Source organism: Psychrobacter fulvigenes (genome assembly GCF_904846155.1).
Lineage (GTDB): Bacteria > Pseudomonadota > Gammaproteobacteria > Pseudomonadales > Moraxellaceae > Psychrobacter > Psychrobacter fulvigenes.
Genome location: NZ_CAJGZP010000001.1, coordinates 1,274,801 through 1,299,011 on the forward strand (window position 1 = coordinate 1,274,801; position 24,211 = coordinate 1,299,011).

Here is a 24,211-nt window from a genome sequence, read left to right on the forward strand (position 1 = left end):
CTTATCTTTCTTTAACTGTTGATATGTTTTAACCTGACTCTCAAATTAATGTGGGCTATCGTAGGCTGTGGCTTTAGCCCAGCTTAAATATTTGCAAAAGCAAAATGCTGGGCTAAAGCCACAGCCTACGCCAACATATTTAGATAGTGGAGAGTGGGACATATTTTACCGATTTGGCAATAAGAGATAGGGTTGGTGTGTCAATTACGCTAAAATTGGCATATTTTTTGCCAGTTTTTCAATAGTACCTTTTGCCATTATTTTGGCTGGTTTTTTCATACCATTTGGTTTTTTTGACTAGGGCTTGTTGAGCACTTCTTTGCATGTGCCACACGTTCTACTAATTTGGTTTACTTCATGCCATCTTCTTCTACGCCGCCTTCAAGCACTGAATCTAAGTCGCCCTCTAGACAGGCATCGCTAAGCAAGCGCGCCGCTGTCAAGCCGCCTTGGTATTATCGGCTTATCATTGCTTTATTAAAGCCCCTGTATCGAGTGCAAGTATGGCGTCGTTCGCATAAGCGTGAGAACTATCCGCAAGAAGTGGCAGAGCGGTTTGGCAAACAGTATCCACCGCGGCCTATGTCTGATGTAGATGATGCCAGTAATAAGGTGGTTTGGTGCCATGCGGTATCGTTAGGAGAGACCAACACAGTGGCGCCCCTACTGGATGCATTGTTAGCGCAGGGCTACAAGGTTTGGTTGACCAATACGACGCAGACGGGTCATGCGCGCGCTGCTAGCCGTTTCGCTGACGAGATTGCCCAAGGTCGTATGAGCCATAGTTACGTACCAGTAGACACGCCTACGGTTATCGAAACCTTTTTAGCGCATGTACAGCCAATAGCCGCTTTATTTGTGGAGACTGAGCTGTGGGCAAATATTTTGGCAATACTCTCTCAAAAAAATATCCCCAGTATCCTCGTCAATGGGCGTTTATCCGCGGCATCTTTTACACGCTATCAAAAGATAACGGCGGTCAGTGCCAGTATGATGCAAAACCTCAGCTTAATCATCGCCCAAGATGGTGAATCTGCTAAACGCTTTCGCGCGTTGGGCGCGTACTGCACTCAGATACGTGTTGCTGGCTCGCTTAAATGGGTGATTAATACCCCCAAAGCGACTGAGGCTAAAAAAGTCACTGAGCCCAAAAAAACGATTGAGCACGAAAAGCTGACTGATGAAACCAGAGTAGACGTCGCCACTGCGAATCCGCAAGGCTCAGGTCATGCAAGGTATTTAGATCGTCCCGTTTGGATAGCTGCGAGTACTCATAACGATGAAGAAAAAGTGGCTTTAATATTACAAAAGCAACTGTTAGACATAGCTGAATTGAACAAAACCTTGCTGATTATCGTGCCCAGACATCCTGAACGCTTTGATGAAGTGGCGGCACTGATTAAAGAGTCAGGATTACAGATGGCAAGGCGTAGTATGAACGAAGCTATCACTGAGCAAACGCAAGTATATCTAGCGGATAGTATGGGCGAGCTCATGCACTGGTATGCGCTGTCAGATGTAGCGCTGGTTGGTGGTTCTTTGGTAGATATTGGTGGGCACAATCCAGTTGAGCCTATGAGTATCGGAACTCCAGTGCTAATGGGTCGATATACGCAGTCATGTCAGAGCGTGGTGGATAAGCTTGCGAGTGTCGGTGCTTTGTATCAGCCAAATAATGACTTTTATCAACCGCTTTATCAACTGCTTGCCTTAGATGATCAGCCAGAATCTGAGTCTATGGTCGCGTCTCTAACACCGTCATCTATAACAGATACTGACGTTGCGATAAGCGATGATGTTGAACTCATTTATCAGCAGTTAAGGCTTTGGCTCAGTCATCCAAACGTTGCCAAGCAGGCAGGGCAGGCAGGCGAGCAAATGACGGTGCAGCAGCAAGAGGTATTAACCCGTCAGCTAAAAATGATTGAAGAAACCATTGAGTATTTTGTAGATATTGAAGATTAATAAAGTCCATTTTCTTGTTTTTATGAAGCGATATGCTGTATGAACTGTATCTTATTGCCTGAATCCGATATTGCACTGCCTTATGCGCAAATTAATGACCCTGCACAAATTACCCATGTTCATAAAGTGTTGAGTCTGCAGCTTGGTGACACTCTAAAAATAGGCCAGCTTGGTGGTAATCTTGGTACAGCGATTATTAATGAAATGACGCCTAATAACATACAGCTTGCTGATGTGCAGCTTGATACTGCACCGCCGCCAAAGCTCGATGTTACAGTAGTGCTGGCTTTGCCGCGCCCAAAAGTATTGCGACGCTTAATCATGGATATGACCGCACTGGGTGTGCGCGATATTGTACTGATTAATAGCTACCGTACTCAAAAAAGCTATTGGCAAAGTCCATTGCTGGCGCGACTTGATGAGTTTGTCTTGGAGGGTTTGCAGCAAGGCGTTGATACAGTAGCGCCGCGTATCAGCATGCAAAAACGCTTTAAGCCGTTTGTTGAAGATGAGCTTGCCAGTTTAATCACCCATGATGCTATCGTGGCGCACCCTTATAGTGAGCTGTCATTAACACAGTATTTACAGCGGCACGCATTGCAGTCAGCACCCTCTACAAAAGCCGCTTTGCCAAGTGTGGTTTGTATCGGTAGTGAGGGTGGCTGGATTAATTATGAGATTGAGCTGCTTGCCGCGCAGGGTTGTCAGGCCGTTCATATGGGGTCAAGGATTTTACGCACGGAGGCCGCGGTCAATGTGCTTCTTGGGCAGTGGCTATTACATAACAGCTAATAGCCGTGAATAATAGCGAAAATCAAATATCAAAGCTAGCATCCAAACCGAAAATAATGAGATGTGAGTCGTTAAAAATACTGTTAAAGGCATTCTTGTCAGTTATGCTGTTATGAATGACAAAAGTATTGATAATTAATCTCATTTAGATTAGTATATGGTTTAGTTTTTATGATTGGTTGACTGGCTTTTTATTGGTTTTAATTTATTAGTCTTAATTATTACTCGACAGCTCAGCACATAATGCTATAAATGCACTCTCACCTTTTTATTATCTATCGCACTAATTATGGAGAAAACCATGTCATTGACTGCGATTACCCAAAATCTATCGTTGACTCGTCCCGTTAAAGCCACTTTGTCTGTTGCTATATTTAGCATGATGATGGGTCTTGTAGGCTGTAATAACGCCTCAACGCCTGCAGAAAATGCCGATGTCGATTCGCAAGCCCCCGACCAAGAGACGGTAACGGATACCGCAGCAGTGGCGACTGATAGTGATCAAGTGGTTACCATTTATTCATCACGTAATGAGCAGCTGATTAAGCCGTTATTAGATAAGTATACCGAAGCCACGGGCGTAAAAATTGAGCTGGTCACTGATAAGACGGGTCCACTCATGGCGCGCCTTGAAGCTGAAGGCCAGAATACGCCTGCAGATATGTTGTTGACGGTTGATGCGGGTAACCTATGGCAAGCCGCACAGCAAGGATTGTTGCAGCCAGTCGCTTCGACGGTACTAGAGAGCAATGTACCCGCCAAATACCGTGATCCAAAAGGTCAGTGGACCGGTCTGTCACTACGTGCACGGACTATATTTTATGATCCAAGCAAAGTAGACGCCAATCAGCTCTCTACCTATGCAGATCTTGCTGATCCAAAGTGGAAGGGTAAGCTGTGCTTGCGTACGTCAAATGCGGTCTATAACCAGTCATTGGTTGCTAGCATGATTGAGAATTTGGGCGCGGAAAAAACGGAAGAAATCATTCGTGGCTGGGTAGATAACCTAGCGACGGACGTCTTTAGCAATGACACCAGTATGTTAGAGGCCATTGCCGCAGGTCAGTGTGAAGTTGGGATTGCCAATAGTTATTACTATGGCCGTGTACTTGATGAGAAGCCTGATTTCCCTGTGCAAATATTCTGGGCTAATCAAGGCACTACAGGCACGCATGTGAATATTTCTGGTGCTGGCGTGGTCGCTAACTCAGACAATCCAGATGGCGCGCTCAAACTGATGGAGTGGCTATCTTCTGATGAAGCACAAGGTATCTATGCCAGTGCTGATAAAGAATATCCTGTCAAAGAAGGTATCGATGAGTCAGAGATGCTCAGATCTTGGGGTACGTTTACGCAAGATAATATCAATGTGCAAAAGTTTGGTGAACTGCAAACTCAAGCCATTCAAATGATGGATAAAGTGGGCTATAAATAATCTGTTATAAAATAGAGCGTGTTTTGCATTCACAAATAGCCGCTGTCAGTGCTATGATTGCATGCTAAACACGCCCTATACAATTTGGCCTTTATGCGTATGACACGGTAGTATTTTTATTATGACAATGACAAAAGCTTCTACTAAAGAAGGTAATGCTGTCAAAGAAGACACTGTCAGTGACAACCATGCTATCGGTCAAGAGCATGTCATCATTAAGCGTATTTTATCGAAATCAGTCCTAGGGCTGATTTCGTTGTTTATGCTGATTCCAATTATAATTGTACTCTTTTCATGGACGCAGCCAGTCGCAGATATCTGGCAGCACATGACGGACTATGTACTGCCACAAGTAATTAAAAACACTGCCATCTTATTGCTGATGGTGACGGTGATAGCCGGTAGTATCGGCACCGCATTGGCTTGGATAACAAGCATGTACCGCTTCCCCGGACAGCGGTTTTTTTCGTGGGCGTTGATGTTGCCGCTAGCGATGCCCGCCTATGTGCTGGCCTTTGTCACGGTCGGAATCGTTGATTTTAGTGGGCCATTGCAGACTGGGCTACGTGATTTGGGCTTTAGCACCGCGATACCATCAGTACGCAATGTCTGGGGTGCGGGGCTGATACTGTCTCTGGCGTTTTATCCTTATGTATACTTGCTGGCAAGGCAGGCTTTTTTGTCACAAGGAAGGCGGGCGATTGAAGCAGGTCAAATGCTAGGGCTTAGCCGTGGTAAGGTATTGCTTCGTTTGGCATTACCACAAGCGCTGCCTTGGATAATTGGCGGGTTGTTATTAGCCTGTATGGAGACGCTGGCAGATTTTGGCGCGGTCTCAGTGTTTAATGTTGACACTTTCACCACGGCTATTTATAAAGCGTGGTTTGGCTTTTTTAGTCTAACCACTGCCGCTCAACTGGCCGCGCTACTCATTGGGGTGGTGTTCGTTGTAGTGTTCTTTGAGCAGTATTGGCAAGCTCGGCGCGGCAGTACGGTGACCCAAGGCAGCAATCGCCGCTTTGAAACCAGCACTGCTGCCAAAATTGCGATGACGTTATTCTGTACGACCGTGTTTTTGATTGCGTTTTTAATACCGTTTTTACAGCTTCTGTATTGGACAGCGATGAATTTTCGCCAAGATTTTGATGCGCGTTACATCGATTTTGTCACCAATAGTCTGATGATAGCGGGTATGACCACGCTGCTGATTGCCTTTCTTGCCGTTATCATTGCGTGGATTAAGCGTCAGTATGCTGACAAATCAACCAAGCTCATGATAACTCTGGCCAATTTGGGCTATGTCGTACCGGGTACGGTATTGGCAGTCGGTGTTTTTATTCCTATCGCTTGGCTAGATAATCAGTTAATCGCCTTTGGTATTACCTCAAAACAAGTATTATCAGGCAGTGTCATTATCATGCTGCTTGCGCTCTCAACCCGTTTTATGACAGTGAGCTTTCAACCTATCGACCGTCAGCTACAGCGCTTGACTGTCAATCAAGAAGCTGCGGCAAAAATACTCACCACCAATCCCCTGCAGCGGTGGCGTCAAGTGGTCTTGCCGGTACTCAAACCAGGTATGCTGACTGCTTTATTAATGGGTTTTGTCGAAGTAATGAAAGAGATGCCGATTACGCTTATGACGCGGCGGCAAAGCTGGGATACGCTTGCCGTGCGAGTGTTTGAGATGACCAGTGAGGGGATGTGGGCGAGAGCAGCCTTGCCAAGCTTGCTTATTGTGCTGGTTGGACTGATTCCTGTTTGGATATTACTGCGGCAAAGTGATAAAAATAGCTAGTGTTTTTTGTCTAGTCCGGTTTATTCGCTTATCATTATTCTTTTTATTCATCATTATTGTTATCATATTCATCCTTTTACTCATCCCATCGCTTATTGGTAACGCTTATGCATACTGACCTGATTAAAGACTCAGCCGATCAATCCAAGCAAACTCTTACTCATCACAAAGCCCAGTTTGAGAGTGTCAAGCAAGCGACAGCGACTGCTGATGAAAAGCCTTATTTGAGCGTTAAAGATTTGGTGGTTGGCTATGATGACATCACCATTGTTGATGGCTTGTCTTTGATTCTGAAGCAAGGTGAAATAGGGTGTTTTTTGGGATATAGCGGCTGTGGTAAGACGACAGCATTACGGGCTATTGCAGGGTTAGAGCCTACGCGTCGAGGGATCATTAGTTTGAACGGTCAGCGTCTCACGGAGCAGACAGCGCGTACATCTTTTGCCGTCGCTCCTGCCAAGCGTGGCATGGGTATGGTGTTTCAAGACTATGCGCTATTCGGACACTTGACGGTCGCCAAAAACATCGCTTTTGGACTCAATAACTGGTCAAAGGCAGACAAGCAGGCACGAGTGACTGAGATGCTGAGTCTTGTTGAGTTGACTGAGCATGCTGATAAGCGTCCTGCCGAGCTTTCAGGTGGGCAGCAGCAGCGTGTCGCTTTGGCACGAGCTTTAGCGCCCAAGCCAAAGTTGCTATTGCTTGATGAGCCGTTTTCCAACCTTGATGTGGTACTGCGTGAATCACTTGCCATGAGTGTCCGCGATATCCTAAAACGTACCAATACCACGGCGATACTGGTCACTCATGATCAGAACGAAGCATTTGCTATCGCTGATAAAGTGGGTGTCATGTATAAAGGAAAGCTGGTGCAGTGGGCAACACCGAGCGATCTCTATCATGAGCCTATCAGTCCGTTTGTTGCCGAGTTCGTCGGTGAAGGGGCGATGATAGATGGGATTATTCAAGAGGGACACGTTGAGACCGCACTCGGTGATATCTATCGGCGGATGGAAGTCTATGATGAGTCAGGGCAGCCGCAGTACTGTGAGTACGATTATCCAAATGGTACGCCGATCAAAGTATTGGTGCGTCCAGATGACATCATTCATGATGATGAGAGTACTCAGACAGCACTGGTTGTCGGTCGCGTCTTTCGCGGTGCCAATTATCTATATCGCTTACAACTTGCGGATGGTCAGACCGTTCTCTCTCTCGTCCCCAGTCATCACAATCATGAGATCGGCACTCATATCGGTATTTTGCCCATACTAGAGCATGTGGTGGTGTTTGATGAAAAAGACATCAATGCCACGACTTGGTCAGAATATGATCGAGCTTCGATGGTGGATGAAACCGAATAGCTATTCAATATGATCTGATAAAGCTTGAGTTTAAGACGGTGATATTTATCGAGTGGCCATCACATGCAGATAGCGTCCGAGCCATTTATAAGGCTCTTGCTGTGAGTAGCGTAACTCCATTCGAATGACCGCTTCAGGGTCATTAAGCCCACCGCGCTTTAGCGGTGCATAGTCATGAAAGACCCGCAGACCGCTCTCTAGCACGATTTTATAATCATGCTGCTGTAGCCAAGCGGCTACTTCTTCTTTGGCGACTGGATGATTGGGGGTCAGGCTTTTTTTATTGTCTGCTTTATTGCCACTCTCATCAACCAAGGCATCAAGCATGTTGAAATTACCCATAATTAAATTGCGATAGTCAAAGCTTGCTGGATTATAAAAGCATAATGACAACACGCCATCGTCAGCCAACTGCCTATCAAAAAAGTCCATCACCGCCTCAGGCTCTGCTAGCCATTCAAGTAAGGCATGGCATAGTATCAAGTCAAACTTATCAGTGATGCTATCTTCAACACCTGTATTATCTATTGCTAGCTTATCTTCAAGCGCTTGATAAGGGCAGGCATACCAAGTGATGTCTAAATGCTTATCAGTCTGGTTTGCGTTTGTTTTGGCTTTTTCAAGCATGTTCTCTGAGATATCGTTAATCACCACGCTATGGCCTTGTTTGGCAAGCTCAAGCGCAATCTGAGCTAGACCAGCGCCCACATCTAAGATACGTAAAGGCCGCCCAAGATTTTGGCTCATCTGTGCGCTATATGCAAAAATATCACGACGTAACACCGCCAGTCGAATCTCACCTTTTAGACCACCGTAGACCTTTTTTTCAAAATGATCCGCAATGCTGTCAAAGCTACGATCAGTCCGTTTTTCTTGTCGCTCTATAGAGCTGTCTACTTGATTTTGCATATTTTGATTATCAGTTTGCATAGGAGGTTTAGGTCATTAAAAAGTTTGGACTTATTAGGACATTTGACTGGCTTTGTATTTAAGGTGTTCACTTAAGCTCTTAGCGCTTCAGCCTTCTGTTAATCACCCATTTAAAAACTACTTTGGATAAGGTGATGATGACAAAGACCACTGCGACAAATACCCACATACCATTGCCTTGTAGGTTTTCTTGGTACGCTTGCGCTAAATAAGCAGATAAAGCCATAGCGGCCAACAGTGAGCCCCAGCGGATATAAGGCAGGGCGCGGTTGTTATGGCTAGGGAAGCTGGCAACATAATCGCTAGAAAAGCTATACAGCACCATGGCCAAAATCCAGACGATAGCAAGAATGATATCCATAATAATGAGAGCCTGTTTAATAGTTACTTAAGAGTAGTGACTTAAAATAATAACATTTAGGGTAAAAGTGATGAGACAGTGTAGCGGGTAGAAATTTTTTGTCTACAATATCTGAATGTTTTTATGGTATCAAAAGTGATTTTTAGAGGGGTGCGTAACTTTAGCATCGAAAGAGGAGAAGTATCTAGTGAGACGTTTTGCGGTAGCTTTTTATAAGGGTTTACGGTATAAACAGTAAGGTATAAGAAATAATATTAAAGATTTATACTTATTAAAAAAAGCTCACAAAATGGCTTTTATATACTGCCAAGGATACAAGGTAGTTTTCTATTTTATCACTGCTAAGGATAGCAATCATGATTAAATCTAAACCTGATACTGCACAAGACTTCCGTCCAGATTCGTTATCTGTTTTAACCAGTATCAAAAATACATCAACATTAACGCGCTGTATGCTGACAGTCACGCTAGCAAGCAGCCTACTAATGGCGGGTTGTGGAGAAGATAGTAACTCTAGTATTTATTATAATAATGCTCCCAAACCGATCGCCACCTTTACTCCGAGTCAAATAGATGCAGAGTTGTATAAAGCCTCAGAGATAGGCAAAGCAGTCACGCCAGATGCCGTCTGCGGCGTTGCAGTAGAAAAAATCAGCTATCAGACCAAAGGTTCAGCAGGTGAAACGACTAATGCGACTGCGGCTCTGATGTTACCAACTGGTGATAGTGAAGACTGTCAAGGTGATCGTCCTGTATTATTGCATGCACATGGTACGGCGACTGAGAAGTCGTATGACTTTACTCAAGTAGGCAATATTGATAATCCTGCTGGTGCGAGAGCAACTTTGATGGCGGCAAACTTCGCTGCCCAAGGTTATATCGTCGTCGCTCCTAACTATGCGGGATATGACACATCTACGCTCGATTATCATCCGTATTTAAATGCCAAGCAGCAATCAGAAGAGATGGTGACTGCCTTAGACACTGCGCGCGATCTTATTCATCAGCAGCAAATTGCCAAAAACGCTAACTACATTCATATAAAAGATTCTGGCAAGTTGTTTTTGACGGGCTACTCTCAAGGAGGTCATGTGGTCATGGCGACGGCACGTTTACTTGAGCAGCAAAGTAAACCAGTCACAGCTATTGCACCCTCTTCAGGTCCATATGCCTTAGCAGCATTTGGTGATGCGATATTTGCAGGTAATGTCAATCTTGGTTCAACTAAATTTGCGCCGTTGTTAGCGCTTAGCCTGCAAAAAGTAAATAATGACATTTATCGCAATCCAACTGAGATTTTCTCATCGCAGTATGCAAATACGGTGTTGCCTAACGCTACAAGTTTTGAGAATCTTGTTAGAGCGGGCAAGATACCAGCAAATGCACTATTCCAAAAAGCTCCGACAGGTATTGCTGCAATTGATAACTTAGAGCCAAGTGAGCTACCTTTTGCTAGTGTAGGGTTTGCTGATACCGAGTATTACATCCAAACTAGTTTCCGCGCCGCTTATCTAGCAGATGTTCAAACAAATCCTGACGGTTTACTAGCGCCAAATGGTAATGCTATGGTAGCAGCTAGCCCGCAGAACAACCTTCGTAAAGCGTTAAAAGCGAATGATGTGCGTGATTATACTCCAAAAATGCCAACACTGATTTGTGGCGGTAACCAAGATCCAACCGTATTTTTTGATCTAAATACGGGTTCAGTCGCAGGAATATTGCAGAGAGTAAGTGCTAGCAATCCAGCAGCGAAACTCAACGTAACAGTATTAGATGTTGACGCTACTAATAGTTCCAAGCGTCCTGATAAACCCACTTTGACTATAATTGGCAATGCTTCAGGAAATAAATGGGACTTACCATCAGTGGTTAGTGGCGTTCAAAACAACTTCGCAGGCAGCCTACAACAGTTAGCTGATGATGCAGTCAAGCAAGGTGTCTCTCCTCAAGCTGCCATACTCAGTAATTATCATGCTGGTCTTGTGAGTACTGCTTGTACCAACGCCACACGCCAGTTCTTTGATCAAGAATTTAATTCGATCTAAAAAGCTTTAAAACTTACGTTAGGCAAATAGTATTAGCATTAAAAGACTGTATCCATTGGATGCAGTTTTTTTATAAAAACGGCAAAATCTGTCAATCTAAATAGATATGTCGCTAGGGTCAGTGAAATGTTAATAAATGGTCTAAATAATGACTACTAGTAACCTGATTTGCTTGATTTTAATACCGTGCAAATGCCCCTAACACGGCAAATTTGTGCTAAAATGGCTTCTTTTATTCAACATTAAAACTGTCGCTATTTCTCTATAGGTTTGAGTTGTTTGTAAGCTTTTTTGATGGTCCCTAACTTAATAAAATAACGGCGCATTTGTGCCGTTATTTTTGACTGTAAATGCTTATATATAAATACTAGAGAGTAGGTGTGAGTGAAGGAGTGTATATGAGCGAATCGGTCAGTCCTATTGGCATCGTAGAGGAACTAAAGCAATCCTATTTGGATTATGCGATGAGCGTGATCGTCTCGCGTGCGCTGCCTGATGTGCGTGATGGGTTCAAGCCTGTACACCGCCGTGTGATGTATGCCATGCACGTGCTATCTAACGACTACAACAAGCCTTACAAGAAGTCGGCGCGTGTGGTCGGTGATGTCATCGGTAAATATCACCCGCATGGCGATATTGCCGTCTATGATGCGATTGTGCGGATGGCGCAGGACTTTAGTTTGCGTTATCCAATGGTTGACGGTCAAGGTAACTTTGGCTCGATCGATGACGATCCACCGGCAGCGATGCGTTATACCGAAGTGCGTATGACCAAGCTTACCCACCAGATGCTCGCTGATCTGGATAAAGACACGGTTGATTGGGAAGATAACTACGATGGCTCTGAGCGCATGCCAAGCGTGATGCCAGCGCGTATACCCAACCTATTGGTCAACGGTGCGACTGGTATCGCAGTCGGTATGGCGACCAATATGGCGCCGCATAATCTGACCGAAGTGATCAATGCTTGCCTGGCTTATGCTGAGAATCCGCAAGTTTCGGCGGAAGAGCTGATGTCACATATATCAGGTCCCGACTTTCCAACAGGCGGTATCATCTATGGCCGCGCAGGTATTTTAGATGCTTATCGTACTGGTAAAGGTCGTCTACATGTACGTGGTCGCTACCATATCGAAGCCATGAGTGAGACGGGTGTCAACCGTGATCGTGAGCGTATTGTCTTCACTGAAGTTCCTTATCAAGCCAACAAAGCCAAGCTGATTGAACGTATCGCAGAACTGGTACGTGACAAGAAAATTGAAGGTATTAGCGAGATTCGTGACGAGTCTGATAAAGACGGCATGCGTATCGCCATCGACCTGCGTCGCGGCGAGACGGCTGAAGTGATCGTTAATAACTTATTCCTACAAACGCCACTAGAATCAAGCTTTAGTATCAATATGGTGGCGCTGGATAACGGTCAGCCAAAACTACTGACCTTGCGTCAGCTGATTGCTGCTTTTGTCCGTCATCGTCAAGAAGTGGTGACCCGCCGTACTATTTTTGAGCTGAATAAAGCGCGAGTTCGTGGACATTTGCTAGAAGGCCTAACCGTTGCACTGGCGAATATTGACGAGATTATTGCGACTATTAAAGCCTCTGCTAGTCGCGGTGAAGCACGTGAAAGCCTATTGAACAATACTTGGGGTTCAGGTAGCGTGGTAGCCATGCTAGAAGCTGCTGGCAGTCAGTCTGTACGTCCTGAGTTTATCGAAGGTGAAGACCCAAAAGCACCGTTTGGCTTAATCGATGGCAGCGTTGAAGGTGAACAGCGCTATCGTTTGTCGCTCGATCAGGTCAATGCTATTTTAGAGATGCAGTTGCATCGCTTGACGGGTCTTGAGCAAGACAAATTGACTGAAGAATATCAGGATCTCTTGCGTGAGATTGCTCACTTAGAGTCTATCCTTGGTGATTTTAATAAACTGATGACCATTATCTCTAACGAGATGATCGAAATCCGTGATAACTTTGGTGACGAGCGCCGCACCGATATTATTGATTCACGTACTGACTTTAGCCGTGAAGACCTGATCCCTGAACAAACGGTTGTAATGACCGTATCGCGCACTGGCTACGCCAAAACTCAGCCGATTGATGATTATGTCGCGCAAAAGCGTGGCGGCAAAGGTAAGTCTGCTACGGCGATGAAAGAAGATGATGTGATTGATCATCTGGTCGTGACCTCCACCCATGCCACTGTACTTTGCTTCACTGATAGTGGCCGTGTCTTTAGCTTACGTGGTTTTGAAGTGCCTATTGCCAGTCGCGGCTCTCGTGGTCGTCCACTCGTAAACCTAATTGGCTTGAACGGCGATGAAACCGTCACGACGATATTGCCCATTCCAAAAGTAGTGGAAGAGTTATCTGCTAAAGGCGATACAGCATTAACAGACACTTCAATAGATGGTGATGACCGCTTATTAGAAGATAGTAACGAAGGCAGCAACGAAGCAGAGCCGCCTTTTGTATTCTTTGCAACTGCCAATGGTACGGTGAAGCGGGTAGAGCTCAAGCAGTTTGCTAATATCCGTTCGAACGGTTTGATTGCGGTTGGTTTGGAAGAAGGCGATAAGTTGGTGAGCGCACGTATCACTAGCGGTAGCCAAGAAGTGATGCTGTTTGCTTCAAGTGGTAAAGCCATTCGTTTTGATGAGAATGATGCCCGCGCTATGGGCCGTACTGCAAAAGGCGTTCGTGGTATGCGTCTGGCTGCCGATGAGTTTATCAAGTCATTGGTCGTTATCGAAGATGATGTACGCGAAATCTTAATCGCTTGTGAAAACGGCTATGGTAAACGTACCTTTGTCGATGAGTTCAACACCCAAAATCGCGGTGGCGGCGGTGTGATCGCTATCAAGACCAGTGACCGTAATGGTGCGCTCGTTCGTGCCACTAAGGTTGAGCCTGAAGATGATATTATCTTAATCTCAGACAAAGGAACGCTAGTACGCACGCCAGTTGAGCATGTGGCCAGCTCTGGTCGTAATACACAGGGTGTCACTCTTATTCGTCTATCAAAAGATGAAAAGCTAGTCGCTATGGCGCGTGTTGAGCATGAAGAAGATGACAATGAACTAATCGACGCCATGAAAGAAGAAGGCACTTTTGAATCAGAGTCTCATGCGCAAACAGAAGTAGATGCTACGGATACTCTTGTGAATGATGACATCTCCATTGACAGCGATATTGATAATGAAGATGGCGGTGATGAGGCTAAAGATGACGAATAAAAGTCCATCTAAATAGTTTTTAGTCTGGTTTTTATAACTGTTCTAAAAAAGCCTCTGACGTTATCGTTGGAGGCTTTTTTTCTGCAGTCAGTGCAAAAAAATGAAGTAAATTGACCATAGGTCTTTTTTTAATTCTTAACGGCTCTAAGATTTCTTATAAATAATGCCAATAAAGTTCTATTTTTTAAGGCTGTTTTCATGATAACTACCAATCGCACCTTTCAAGGAACCGTTGCCTCGGTATCATCAAGTTTTTTATTCTCATTGATGTTTTTGTTTGGCCTGTTTATGCAGCCCTTATCGGGTACCCAAGTAGCGTCATGGCGCATACTCATGATGCTATTAAGCTTGGTGTTATTGGTCAGTTTTACCAAACAGTGGCAGCATGTTTTTGATTATATAAAAACGTTAAAAGCCCCCAAAGAGTGGCTGTTATTTGTGTTGCCAACGCCGATATTGGGTGGGCAAATCTGGCTGTTTATGTGGGGGCCAGTCAACGGTTATGGTCTAGATGTGACCTTGGGTTACTTTTTACTGCCATTGGTGATGATACTGATTGGGCGCTTTTTTTATCACGAAGATATGAGTATCTGGCAGTGGGTAGCAGCGCTCTGTGCTGCGATGGGTGTAGGCTTTGATATCTTTCAATATGGCTCGATATCTTGGGTGACTTTGTTTGCGTGCTTGGGTTATCCACCCTATTATCTATTGCGCCGTAAACTTGCCGTACCACCGATTACTGGTTTGCTGTCTGATTTGACCTTACTGTCGCCACTGATGTTAATCATGCTTTATAGTAGTGGTGGCTTTAGTCTGGCGTTGGAGTCTGTCAAGTTTTGGTACTTGTTGCCGCTATTGGGTGCGCTTAGTGCGCTTGCTATGGCGCTGTCGATGGTTGCCAGTCGTAAATTACCTGTCTCGTTATTTGGTGCTTTGAGCTACCTTGAGCCGATGCTGTTGTTTGTGTTGTCCGTGACGGTATTGAATCAAAGTATCGATGAAGGCGGCTCTCTATTTATGTATGGCATGGTCAGTTTGGCATTATTATTTATGATTATGGACAGTATAATGGGCTATATTACCCGCAGCCGTGAGGGTAGCTTGCATGGGTACAATGAACCACAAATAGACACGTACCCGCCGCGTCAACGCTTGATAAATCGCCGTATAGAAGGGGCATTAAGGGCACATAGATTTCGCAGAATTCGTCTCTATCAAGAGCGGATAGATAGAATCAAGCAAAAAATTGAGCAGTTAGATTCAGAGTAAGGTGTTATATAAAACCAATTAATTAAACTGAACGTATAAGTTGACGGATCAGTTGCGTAAGTTCATTGTTTATCTGCTCTGACTTTGACATAATGCTGCCAATGATAAAAGCTAGGTAAACCCAAAGCATTTATCGCAGAATAAATACTATGATTATCTTTGTAGTATAGATATCGTATAGACAAAAAGCCTCCGACGTTCGCGTCTGAGGCTTTTGTTTTTTTCTAAAATTGCCAAGGAAGCGCGCTAACTCTTTAAGACTATTGTTATGTTCACCACCAACCAAACTGCGCAGGGTACTGTTACTGCGGTGGCGGCAAACTTCTTATACTCGTTATTGTTTTTATTCGGTTTGATTATGCAGCCGCTATCAGGTACGCAAGTGGCTTCATGGCGCGTCCTTATGATGCTGTTCAGTTTGGTGCTATTAGTGACTGTGCTGAAGCAGTGGCAACATATTTTTGATTATTTAAAGACATTAAAGACCCCGATGGAGTGGTTTTTATTCATCATTCCAACACCGATTTTGGGTGCCCAAATTTGGATCTTTATGTGGGCGCCAGTGAATGGCTATGGTTTGGATGTTACCCTGGGCTATTTTTTATACCCGATGATCATGATTATAGTGGGGCGGTTTTTTTATAATGAAGAGATGAGTCCGCTGCAGTGGCTTGCAACCATATGTGCAGGCGCAGGCATTGCTTATACCAAACCCAACAATTAAAGTTGCGCCCAGGTACGAGCAGTTAACGACCGAATTCTTTGTGGCTGTTTAAGCAAATTATTCCAAGCCAAGCAAGTGGCATCGACAATAGCCTCATAACTGTCATAACAACGATTAGATAGCTCATTTTGCTTAAGGTACTGCCATACTCTCTCAGAGGGATTGAGCTCAGGTGAATAAGGCGGTAGTTTAAGCATAGTGACATTAGCCTGATTCAAGCTTGGTTGATGCCATAATGCGCCGTCCATCACCACCACCGCATGACGTCCTTTTGGAACGGCTTTACTAATCTCTTGCATATGCAATAACATGGTGTGTTTATTAACGAAAGGCAGTACTAAGCCGACAGCCTTCTTTGTCGCTGGACAAAAGGCACCAAACAGATAAGCGGAATGAAACTGTTGCTGCTTGATCAGTCGAGGTCGCCCACCGCGGTAATGCCAAACTCTGGTCAATGAGCCTTGTTGTCCTATTCGAGTTTCATCTTGAAACCAGATGTCCACTTGATCTAGGCTCACATCAGTAGGCAGTGACGCCTTAACCTGTGCTATAAAGTTTTTTTAAAAGCGTCTTGAGCTTGTGGGTCGGCTTTTGGATGCTGACTACGAGCACTTATCCAACTCATATCAATACGCTTGAGTAGCTCGTAGATACCGTTAACGGTGTAGTGAGCGTTGTAGTGTTCTTTAGCCAATTGCTGAATGTCTTTGCCGGTTAGACGACCGCCAGCGCGCTTTTCTTGTTCAGAGACTATCATGGCTTTAAAAGCGGCTGTGTCTGCTTCTGCCAATTTGCTGCGACGACCTCGACGATGACGATCGTAGAGACTCTCAAGTCCTCGTTCATAATATCGCTTCAATGTCCGTCTGGCAGTTTCAGGATGTATGCAGAGGTCTTTGGCAATATCGTTGGTGGCTTTGCCTATACTATATTGGTATAAGATGAGCAGGCGTAGTCGGGCTCTGGGATTGCGCTCAGTCTTTGAGTGTTTGCCAAAGTCATGGTCTTCTAGGTTATGTATTGGTATAGTCATAAGTGGATTATACTATATATTTTGGGTTTGGTATTATGATATATTTCAATACGGTACGATTTCTTGGGCGACCCTGTTTGTCTGTCTGGGATATCCGCCTTACTATCTTTTACGCCGTAAACTAGCAGTTCCGCCAATCACAGGGCTTATCTCTGACCTGATTTTACTGTTACCAGTGGTGTTGGTAGCGCTCTATGTTAGCGGTGGTTTTGAGCTTGCCATCACGACCAATAAGCTTTGGTATCTATTGCCGTTATTGGGTGTCATCAGTACGGCTGCGATGTCGCTAACGATGGTTGCGAGCCGCAAGCTGCCAGTCTCTTTGTTTGGCACTTTGTGCTATCTTGAGCCGATATTTTTGTTTATATTCTCCATCACTATCTTTCATCAAAGTGTCGATGAGGGCGGCTCTGTACTGATGTACGCTATGATCTTCGTCGCACTGATGATTATGATCTTGGATAGCGCGCTTGGTTACTTAGCACGCCGCCGTGACAATCGGCTACATGGCTATAATGAGCCACAAGTCGGTAGCTTTCCGCCGCGTCGTCGTCTAAAAAACCGCCGAATTCAAGGTGTGTTGACGGCGCATCGATTCCGTAAAATCAGACGTTATCAGCACAAAATAGATAAGATGGCGCATAAGATTGACCAGCTATATTCTAAGTAGTAACAATATCTGCGATATAATTAAACACTTGAAAATAGGTACAGTGCTGCTGGTATTGATTTTTCGTAGCCTCTGTCGGCGTAGGCACAGCACGCAAGGAAAATTAATGCTAGCAGCACGTGACATAGAGCGTGCCAGTATTATTTAGGATTAACGATAAGGTGGTCACGACGCCTAATACGATGGGTGAATAACTGATGACCGCATCAGGCGCAGAATGATAAATCAACGCTGGCTATAAAGCTGACTCTACAGGCACAGTTTTCTTGATGTTTTCGCGACGATTGCCTGTCTAAGTTATATTAATAGTAGAACAAGTGCGTTATTATCAACAGCAAATTTGTGTCGCTCTGCGGTATTGAGGCTACAGTTTAAAATACTTTGCTGAGTAAAATATAAATCTGGTTCATCAGCATTTACTACTATGAGGATAAGTCTATGTTACACCTGCATCATTTGGAAAACTCACGCTCGTTTCGTATCATATGGTTGTTAGAAGAGTTGAATGTCGACTATCAGCTGACAAGTTATCAGCGCAATAAAGAGTTTCGCGCGCCTGAGAGCTTGAAGCAAATTCATCCACTCGGTCACACGCCTATATTGGAAGTGAATGATCGGCCACTGGTTGAGTCTGGTTTTATCATTGAATATCTGCTCAAGCACTATGATAAAGAACAAAAATTTAAGCCTGCTGATGATAATGAAGAAGCGTGGGAAGCTTATACTTTTTGGCTACATTTCGCTGAGGCTTCAATCATGCCGCTATTGGTGATGCGTTTGGTTTTTACCAAAGTTGTCGAAAAATCGCCATTACTCATCAAACCTGTTAGCAAAAGTATTCATAAGCAAGTTGAAAACAATATGATTAATAGCAGTTTGACAAAGATGCTGACGATGATGGAGCAGCAGCTACAGGACAATCATTGGTTCGCAGGCGATACCTTTAGCGCTGCGGATATTCAAATGCACCTCGCCGTCGTCGCTACCAATGCTGGTGAAGGGCTGGACAAGGTCAAATATGCAAACATACTGATTTGGCTGAAACGCTGCCAGGAACGTGAGGCCTTTAAACGTGCTGAAGCTAAGGGTGGTAGCATCCAGTTTTAAGCAATACCAAACCCAAAAAGTACGATTAGCGGTGTCAAACTCGCTAAGTCTACTAAGTGTAGTACTTGCACTCGCTTTCCTAGCTACTCTGATTTTTGGAAATGGTATAAGTCTCGTACTCAGTGTGGCAAGAACTCTCAAAAGGTAAAACAATGACAGATCCTAATAAACTCAATACTAAAACCACGGATACTGAGGCCGATAGCCTTGCAAGGCAACAGGTGAATGCGCAGCAAGTATCCATTAAAGCATGGTCACAAAAGCTGTTGGTGGTTTTGTTATGTGTGGCAAGCTTTTACGGCGGCTGGAAATCGCATGAATCCAGCATGGTAAATCAATGTTTTGCCAGTGGTGGGCAAATCGTTGAGGGCGCTAAAACCATCCTGTGTGAGCTACCTTAAGCGGCATTAGCTATTATGAATCCATTATATGAATGACAACGCATGCTACAACTGACTTTTTTGGGCACATCTGCAGGTGTACCGACCAAGCAGCGCAATGTGACCGCGCTGGCTATTGAGTGCCTCAATCCCTATCTATCAGGCTCCAAGCAGTATAGGAAAAAGTCGCGTCCGTGGTTGCTCATCGATTGCGGCGAGGGTACGCAGCAGCAATTGCTGCATACCAAACTATCGCTGCATCAGCTCAGCGCTATTTGCATCACTCATGTGCACGGCGACCACTGTTATGGGTTGCCTGGGCTGCTTGCCAGTGCTGCCATGTCAGGACGGACTGCGCCACTGACGCTTATCGCACCAAAAGCGATCGCTAAATTATTAGACACTATAACGCTCACCACTGAACTGTACTTTCCATTTGCCATCAACTTTATGGCCATTGAAGATTTGCTATCGCAACCAGACAGTGAAAGTAACGGTAAGGTAGACATCAGTTTAGATATAAGTGTAAATAAGCAACAGCAGCTGACGATTGATATTCATCCCTTATCGCATCGGGTACCTTGTTACGGGTTTGGCATTACTCAGACCATCAGTCGTCGCACCTTGAATACCGATAAATTACTGGCAGAAGGTATCCCAGCCAGTGAATTATGGGGAAAGTTACAGCAGGGCAAAGATGTGTCTACCGAGGGTGGCAGACAGCTACGCTCGAAAGACTACGTCGATAGTGAGGTGCTGCGTAGCAGAATCGTAGTAGCAGGCGATAATGACACGCCAGCTTGCTTGACCGCGGCACTTAAGGATGCAGACCTATTGATACACGAAGCGACCTATACCGCTGATGTGCTCGCAAAAGTACAGGCTAAGATGCAAGCCAGCCATTCGGACTACAGCCATTCAGACTACGACCCGATGCACAGTAGCGCCGCGCAAGTCGGTCAGTTTGCGCAAGATATTGGTTTGCCCAATTTAATACTGACTCACTTCAGCGCCCGTTATCAAAGCTTTGATAATCCTGAGAGTGATACGCCAAACATGGGACATATCCGTTTAGATGCCGAAAATACTTACAAAGGCAATCTATGGCTGGCCGCTGATTTTGCTCAATATAGGGTCAATGGTGGGGCAGAAGTAACGGAGGATCAAAGCCGCGTACAGTATTTAGGCTCTGTACGCAGCGATGCAAAATCATAGCAAGTCCACTCTGCGTTACTCTGATTTTTGCAGATGTCATCATCTAAGATTGGCGGTGGTTGATTTAATTTAAAAGAATTACAAGGCAACCGAATGCAGATGTATATGTCATACTTTAAGCGAGGTTAACGCTGTTACTCTTTTAAAGTGGATTGACTATTATCATCAGCGGCCAGTTTTGCTTGCCCTATCCAGTAGCGGCTAAATTGATAGGCGACACGTCCCGAACGTCCACCACGTTGTGATGCCCAGCGTAATGCTTCTGCTCTGATGTTTTCATCAAGCGCTTGATCATCGCTGTCGTTGCTAGTATTAGCGTTAGTATCAGTGTCGGCATTAACATTAGCCACACTGTCAATTATCTGCGCTTGTTGCAAGCTTAAGTAGTGCTGAACGATCTGCAAATAGGTCTGTTGGTTCATCGGATAAAAAGACAACCACAAGCCAAAACGATCAGAGAGGGAGACCGTCTCATCAATGGTCTCATAAGGGTTGACCTCGTCGGTTTGCCCATCATAAATATTGACATTGTCTTTCATCAATTGTGGCAATAAATGGCGACGATTACTGGTGGCATAGACCAATAACTTGTCTTGCTCAGAATCAAGAGATCCATCAAGCACACTCTTGAGCGTCCGATAGCTCTCATCTTGACCATTAAAAGCAAGATCATCACAGTACACCACATAGCGGCAACCACAATCCGCTGGTAGCTCATTGATGGCGGCACGAATCTTATCTAGCACCAATAAATCATCACGGGCGATTTCGATGATGCGCAGCCCTTCGCTATGATAGGCTTGCAGTAATGCTCGGATGAGGGAAGATTTACCCGCGCCGCGTGTACCCGTCATCAGGACATGATTGGCCGGATAGCCTTTGAGAAACTGCCGCGTGTTTTGTACCAGTTTGGATTTTTGCGTATCGATACCTTGCAGGTCGTCTAAACTTAAAAACAAATTGACCGATAAGGGTTCTAAGTGTCCAGTGCGACCACCGACCCAGCGATAAGCCAACTGGCTAGTCAATTTCAATCGTTGGGGTCACGCGCTCCTTTAAATATTGACTTAATAAATCCAGTAAAGGGGCGGGCAGGGCATAATGTTCAGATGAGGTAGACGAAGTAGATAATGGAGACATAATGACTCTAATAATTAAGGTGACGTTTGATTTGGTTGATAATACGCTTATAAGGGCATTACTATATCATGAAAGATAGTGTCAGTAATCTAGCCTCTATACCAGCTTTGCAAGTGCAAGCGACGCAAATACTGCCACCAGTGACGGCGGCATTGTCAAAGCTAGGCTATGCCGAGATAGTGCATCAGCGTATTGCTCAGCAAAACACTGAGCAAAATGTGTATGATAACGATACTATTTATCAAGGGCTCACACGTGCGCAGCAGTCACAGTTTGGTCGTGTGATGATTAAATGGCAGCTTGACACTCATCGTATGCAGCAAAAGTTAGGCTTACCCTATGAAGTGGGTATTTTAAAAGAATTAAACCATCTATGCTTATCTCAAACTTATGCTAAGCCTGTCTCATTTATAGCGCCGCCCGTCTTAAGTTATGAGGCGCTACAGATACAAGTTCTACAGCAGAGTTGGCAGCTGAGCCTCCTTACCATGCCGTACTATACCAATGGTAGTTTGGCGAGTCTAATCGATGGTAAAAAATATCGCTCATTAATTGACAAGCACAAGCAGCAACTCATCCTACAAGCCGCCCACCTCATAAACAACCTACATCAAGTCGGTTGGCTACATAACGATATCAAGCCAAGCAATATTTTGCTAGAGAGTTTCTTGCCCAATAATGCGGATAATAGCAGCATCTCATTTCGTTTATTGTTGACTGACTTTGCCTTGGCGGAGCGGCTTGAGAGGGCTGATGAAAATAACAGGGTTGATAGCGATAAATCGGCCGGCACGCCTGCTTATCTGGCACCTGAGCGCTGGCAAGGGCAGAGTGCAACGCTGCAAAGCGATATCTATGCATTTGGCATCATGATGTATCAGTTATTAATCGGTGAGCGCCCTTTTAAGGTTGCATCACAAAGCAGCGAGCCGCTAAGAGACTGGGCACTGCAGCATTGCCAACAGCCCATTCCATCGTTGCCGATAGAGTACGAGCATTATCAAACGATCATCAATCGGGCATTAGCCAAGCATGTAGAGAAGCGTTATCGGAGTATGGAGGAGGTATTAAGGGATTTAAAGAAACTACACCAGTAGCGCGTTTAGATATATAACAGCTCTACTTTCAACTGATTATAGCCAGTTAAAGATAAAGTGAGATAAATGCAGCATTAAAAAAGGAATGAGGGTTTTGTTGACCAATCATTCCTTTCTTTTTGCTAGCTTACTCTTACTAAATACTACTGTCTAAATAGCCTTACCAAGCAGTCAATGATGAGGCGCTGCTTTGACTGACAAAGCCATCTGGTGTCTGACCGTTATCCGCCTGCCAGCGCTGAAACGCTTTACGGGTGTTGGTACCGAGAATGCCATCTGCACCTTTGGTATCGTAGCCAGCACTGGTCAAACGCTGCTGCAAGCGCGTGACTTGAGAGGTTGAGAGTGGACGTTCATAGCGTGGCCATGAGGTGCGTAGACCAGTTTGGCCAGCGATTGCCTTCGCCAGTAAGCTGACACCTAGAGCATAGTTTGAAGAGTTGTTATAGACTTTGATCACATCAAAGTTAGGGCTTAGTAGCAGTGCTGGGCCGTTTTTTCCAGCAGGCAACCAAAGCTCCATCTGTGTATCAGCATCCAAAAATACATCATCTATGGTATCAACCCCAAGTGCTGCCCATCGAGCGGCAGGCAGCTTAGTACTGACAGTAGAGTAATCAAAAGACGGTGGCAATACCATTTCATAGAAGGGTGCTAAGCCACGTACCCAACCAGAATTACTTAGATAGTTAGCCGTTGAGGCGAGGGCATCAGCCGTTGACCAGGGATTACGATGTCCGTTGCCATCACCGTCGACACCATGATCAAGCCAAGTGCCAGGGATGAACTGAGTCTGTCCCATGCCGCCTGCCCAAGAGCCTTCGAGCTGTGACCAAGAGACATCACCGCGCTGTAACAGCGTCATCAGAGACAATAGCTGAGTCTCTGCAAACTCTTGGCGACGACCATCATAGGCCAAGGTAGCAAGTGCGCTCGGCAGGTGACTGTTGCCTGTCACTGCACCAAAAGACGACTCCATTCCCCAGATCGCTGCGATGATCTCGGCATTCACCCCGTATTGTGACTCTAGACCTGAGAGATATGAGCGCTGCTCTGAAAACTTGTTTTTACCTGTTGATACTCGGCCACCTGACACGGCAGAATCTGCGTAATCCCACGGCATTTTAGCAAATTCAGGCTGACCTCTATCCAGCGAAACCACTTGTTGGTTTAGGTAGGCGGAGCCTAGTAAACGCTGCACATCCGAAGCACTGTAACCAGCAGACATGGCACGCATAGAAAAGTCTGACTTCCAGTCCGAAAAGCTACCATAGGTCGGCTTGGGCGTTATGACCGTTTCTTTTTGAATGATGACGGGGGCAGGTTTGACTTGAATGGTCTGGGTTTGCTCAATCTTAACATTGCCTTGGCGCACCGGTTTACTGGTTTGCTTGGTTGGTTGGCTGACACAGCTGGCAGCGAGCACGATGGGTAACAGGGCAAAATAGCGCTTTTTTAACATCATAACAGGTCTCGGGTATCGGTAAGGACGACAAAGGGTTGTAGAAAAATAGGTCAAATTTACAACAAGGTTAAGCTCATAAAGCGTCTGTGCTGAGGGTTGTCACTTAGCAACGCTGAAAAATAACTGTAGCAATAAATAGGGATAAAGTCGATGGGTTAGATAAGCTTATTACTTTGTTTTAGTAAATG

Annotated in this window: 19 protein-coding genes and 1 pseudogene; 14 read left to right on the forward strand and 6 right to left on the reverse strand. The window is 45.0% G+C overall.

Annotated elements, in window-relative coordinates; translation table 11 throughout:
• Nucleotides 1-357 precede the first annotated feature (357 nt).
• The 5 genes from JMX03_RS05630 (at nt 358) to JMX03_RS05650 (ending at nt 7,354) form a co-directional block, all read left to right on the forward strand.
• Nucleotides 358-1,965 carry a 3-deoxy-D-manno-octulosonic acid transferase gene (locus JMX03_RS05630; RefSeq protein ID WP_201595101.1) on the forward strand — a complete coding sequence of 536 codons (1,608 nt, stop codon included), beginning with the start codon at nt 358-360 and terminating at the stop codon, nt 1,963-1,965.
• A gap of 39 nt (nt 1,966-2,004) precedes the next feature.
• Entirely contained in the window at nt 2,005-2,757 is a 753-nt protein-coding gene (locus JMX03_RS05635) for a 16S rRNA (uracil(1498)-N(3))-methyltransferase (RefSeq protein ID WP_201595103.1), read from the forward strand.
• A gap of 301 nt (nt 2,758-3,058) precedes the next feature.
• The gene (locus JMX03_RS05640) at nt 3,059-4,192 is read left to right on the forward strand and encodes an extracellular solute-binding protein (protein WP_201595105.1); all 1,134 of its coding nucleotides are present in this window, start codon (nt 3,059-3,061) and stop codon (nt 4,190-4,192) included.
• A 127-nt stretch (nt 4,193-4,319) separates the two neighbouring features.
• Nucleotides 4,320-5,990: an ABC transporter permease gene (locus JMX03_RS05645; protein ID WP_201597827.1), complete on the forward strand. Its 1,671-nt coding sequence runs from the start codon at nt 4,320-4,322 to the stop codon at nt 5,988-5,990.
• Between the two features lie 107 nt (nt 5,991-6,097).
• Nucleotides 6,098-7,354 (forward strand): ABC transporter ATP-binding protein, encoded by a 1,257-nt coding sequence (locus JMX03_RS05650; RefSeq protein WP_201575055.1) that lies wholly within the window; start codon nt 6,098-6,100, stop codon nt 7,352-7,354.
• Nucleotides 7,355-7,399: 45 nt separating this feature from the next.
• On the opposite strand, the gene JMX03_RS05655 is transcribed toward JMX03_RS05650, so the two are convergent.
• Nucleotides 7,400-8,284: a methyltransferase domain-containing protein gene (locus tag JMX03_RS05655; protein WP_201595107.1), complete on the reverse strand. Its 885-nt coding sequence runs from the start codon at nt 8,282-8,284 to the stop codon at nt 7,400-7,402.
• 79 nt (nt 8,285-8,363) lie between these two features.
• A complete protein-coding gene (locus tag JMX03_RS05660; protein WP_201595109.1) occupies nt 8,364-8,645 on the reverse strand; it encodes a hypothetical protein in 282 nt (93 codons plus the stop codon).
• Nucleotides 8,646-9,001: 356 nt separating this feature from the next.
• Between JMX03_RS05660 and JMX03_RS05665 the strand changes: the two genes are divergently transcribed.
• The 4 genes from JMX03_RS05665 (at nt 9,002) to JMX03_RS05680 (ending at nt 15,916) form a co-directional block, all read left to right on the forward strand.
• Nucleotides 9,002-10,690, forward strand: a complete 1,689-nt coding sequence (locus JMX03_RS05665) for an alpha/beta hydrolase family protein (protein WP_201595111.1) — start codon at nt 9,002-9,004, stop codon at nt 10,688-10,690.
• Between the two features lie 398 nt (nt 10,691-11,088).
• The gene (gene gyrA, locus JMX03_RS05670; protein WP_201595113.1) at nt 11,089-13,923 is read left to right on the forward strand and encodes a DNA gyrase subunit A; all 2,835 of its coding nucleotides are present in this window, start codon (nt 11,089-11,091) and stop codon (nt 13,921-13,923) included.
• 198 nt (nt 13,924-14,121) lie between these two features.
• Nucleotides 14,122-15,192 carry an EamA family transporter RarD gene (gene rarD / locus JMX03_RS05675; protein ID WP_201595115.1) on the forward strand — a complete coding sequence of 357 codons (1,071 nt, stop codon included), beginning with the start codon at nt 14,122-14,124 and terminating at the stop codon, nt 15,190-15,192.
• Nucleotides 15,193-15,460: 268 nt separating this feature from the next.
• Nucleotides 15,461-15,916 (forward strand): EamA family transporter, encoded by a 456-nt coding sequence (locus JMX03_RS05680; RefSeq protein WP_227695375.1) that lies wholly within the window; start codon nt 15,461-15,463, stop codon nt 15,914-15,916.
• Here JMX03_RS05680 and JMX03_RS05685 read toward each other — a convergent pair.
• Together JMX03_RS05685 and JMX03_RS05690 are read right to left on the reverse strand one after the other, a co-directional pair.
• A complete protein-coding gene (locus tag JMX03_RS05685; RefSeq protein ID WP_201594333.1) occupies nt 15,913-16,419 on the reverse strand; it encodes an IS630 family transposase in 507 nt (168 codons plus the stop codon). The genes JMX03_RS05680 and JMX03_RS05685 overlap by 4 nt on opposite strands.
• A 44-nt stretch (nt 16,420-16,463) precedes the next feature.
• Nucleotides 16,464-16,949, reverse strand: a complete 486-nt coding sequence (locus JMX03_RS05690) for a winged helix-turn-helix domain-containing protein (protein ID WP_201594188.1) — start codon at nt 16,947-16,949, stop codon at nt 16,464-16,466.
• A gap of 181 nt (nt 16,950-17,130) precedes the next feature.
• Between JMX03_RS05690 and JMX03_RS05695 the strand changes: the two genes are divergently transcribed.
• The 4 genes from JMX03_RS05695 (at nt 17,131) to JMX03_RS05710 (ending at nt 20,321) form a co-directional block, all read left to right on the forward strand.
• Nucleotides 17,131-17,619, forward strand: a complete 489-nt coding sequence (locus tag JMX03_RS05695; protein ID WP_227695382.1) for an EamA family transporter — start codon at nt 17,131-17,133, stop codon at nt 17,617-17,619.
• 438 nt (nt 17,620-18,057) lie between these two features.
• The gene (locus tag JMX03_RS05700) at nt 18,058-18,726 is read left to right on the forward strand and encodes a glutathione S-transferase (RefSeq protein ID WP_201595117.1); all 669 of its coding nucleotides are present in this window, start codon (nt 18,058-18,060) and stop codon (nt 18,724-18,726) included.
• A 152-nt stretch (nt 18,727-18,878) separates the two neighbouring features.
• Nucleotides 18,879-19,127, forward strand: coding sequence for a hypothetical protein (locus JMX03_RS05705; protein ID WP_201595119.1), 249 nt, complete (start codon nt 18,879-18,881; stop codon nt 19,125-19,127).
• A 42-nt stretch (nt 19,128-19,169) separates the two neighbouring features.
• A complete protein-coding gene (locus JMX03_RS05710; RefSeq protein ID WP_201595121.1) occupies nt 19,170-20,321 on the forward strand; it encodes a ribonuclease Z in 1,152 nt (383 codons plus the stop codon).
• Between the two features lie 134 nt (nt 20,322-20,455).
• Here the strand turns inward: JMX03_RS05710 and JMX03_RS05715 are convergent.
• A pseudogene (locus tag JMX03_RS05715) lies at nt 20,456-21,461 on the reverse strand (ATP-binding protein).
• Between the two features lie 68 nt (nt 21,462-21,529).
• Between JMX03_RS05715 and JMX03_RS05720 the strand changes: the two are divergent.
• On the forward strand, nt 21,530-22,558 hold the full coding sequence (locus JMX03_RS05720) for a serine/threonine-protein kinase (RefSeq protein ID WP_201595122.1): 1,029 nt from the start codon (nt 21,530-21,532) through the stop codon (nt 22,556-22,558).
• A gap of 160 nt (nt 22,559-22,718) precedes the next feature.
• On the opposite strand, the gene JMX03_RS05725 is transcribed toward JMX03_RS05720, so the two are convergent.
• Nucleotides 22,719-24,023, reverse strand: coding sequence for a lytic murein transglycosylase (locus JMX03_RS05725; protein WP_201595124.1), 1,305 nt, complete (start codon nt 24,021-24,023; stop codon nt 22,719-22,721).
• Nucleotides 24,024-24,211 lie beyond the last annotated feature (188 nt).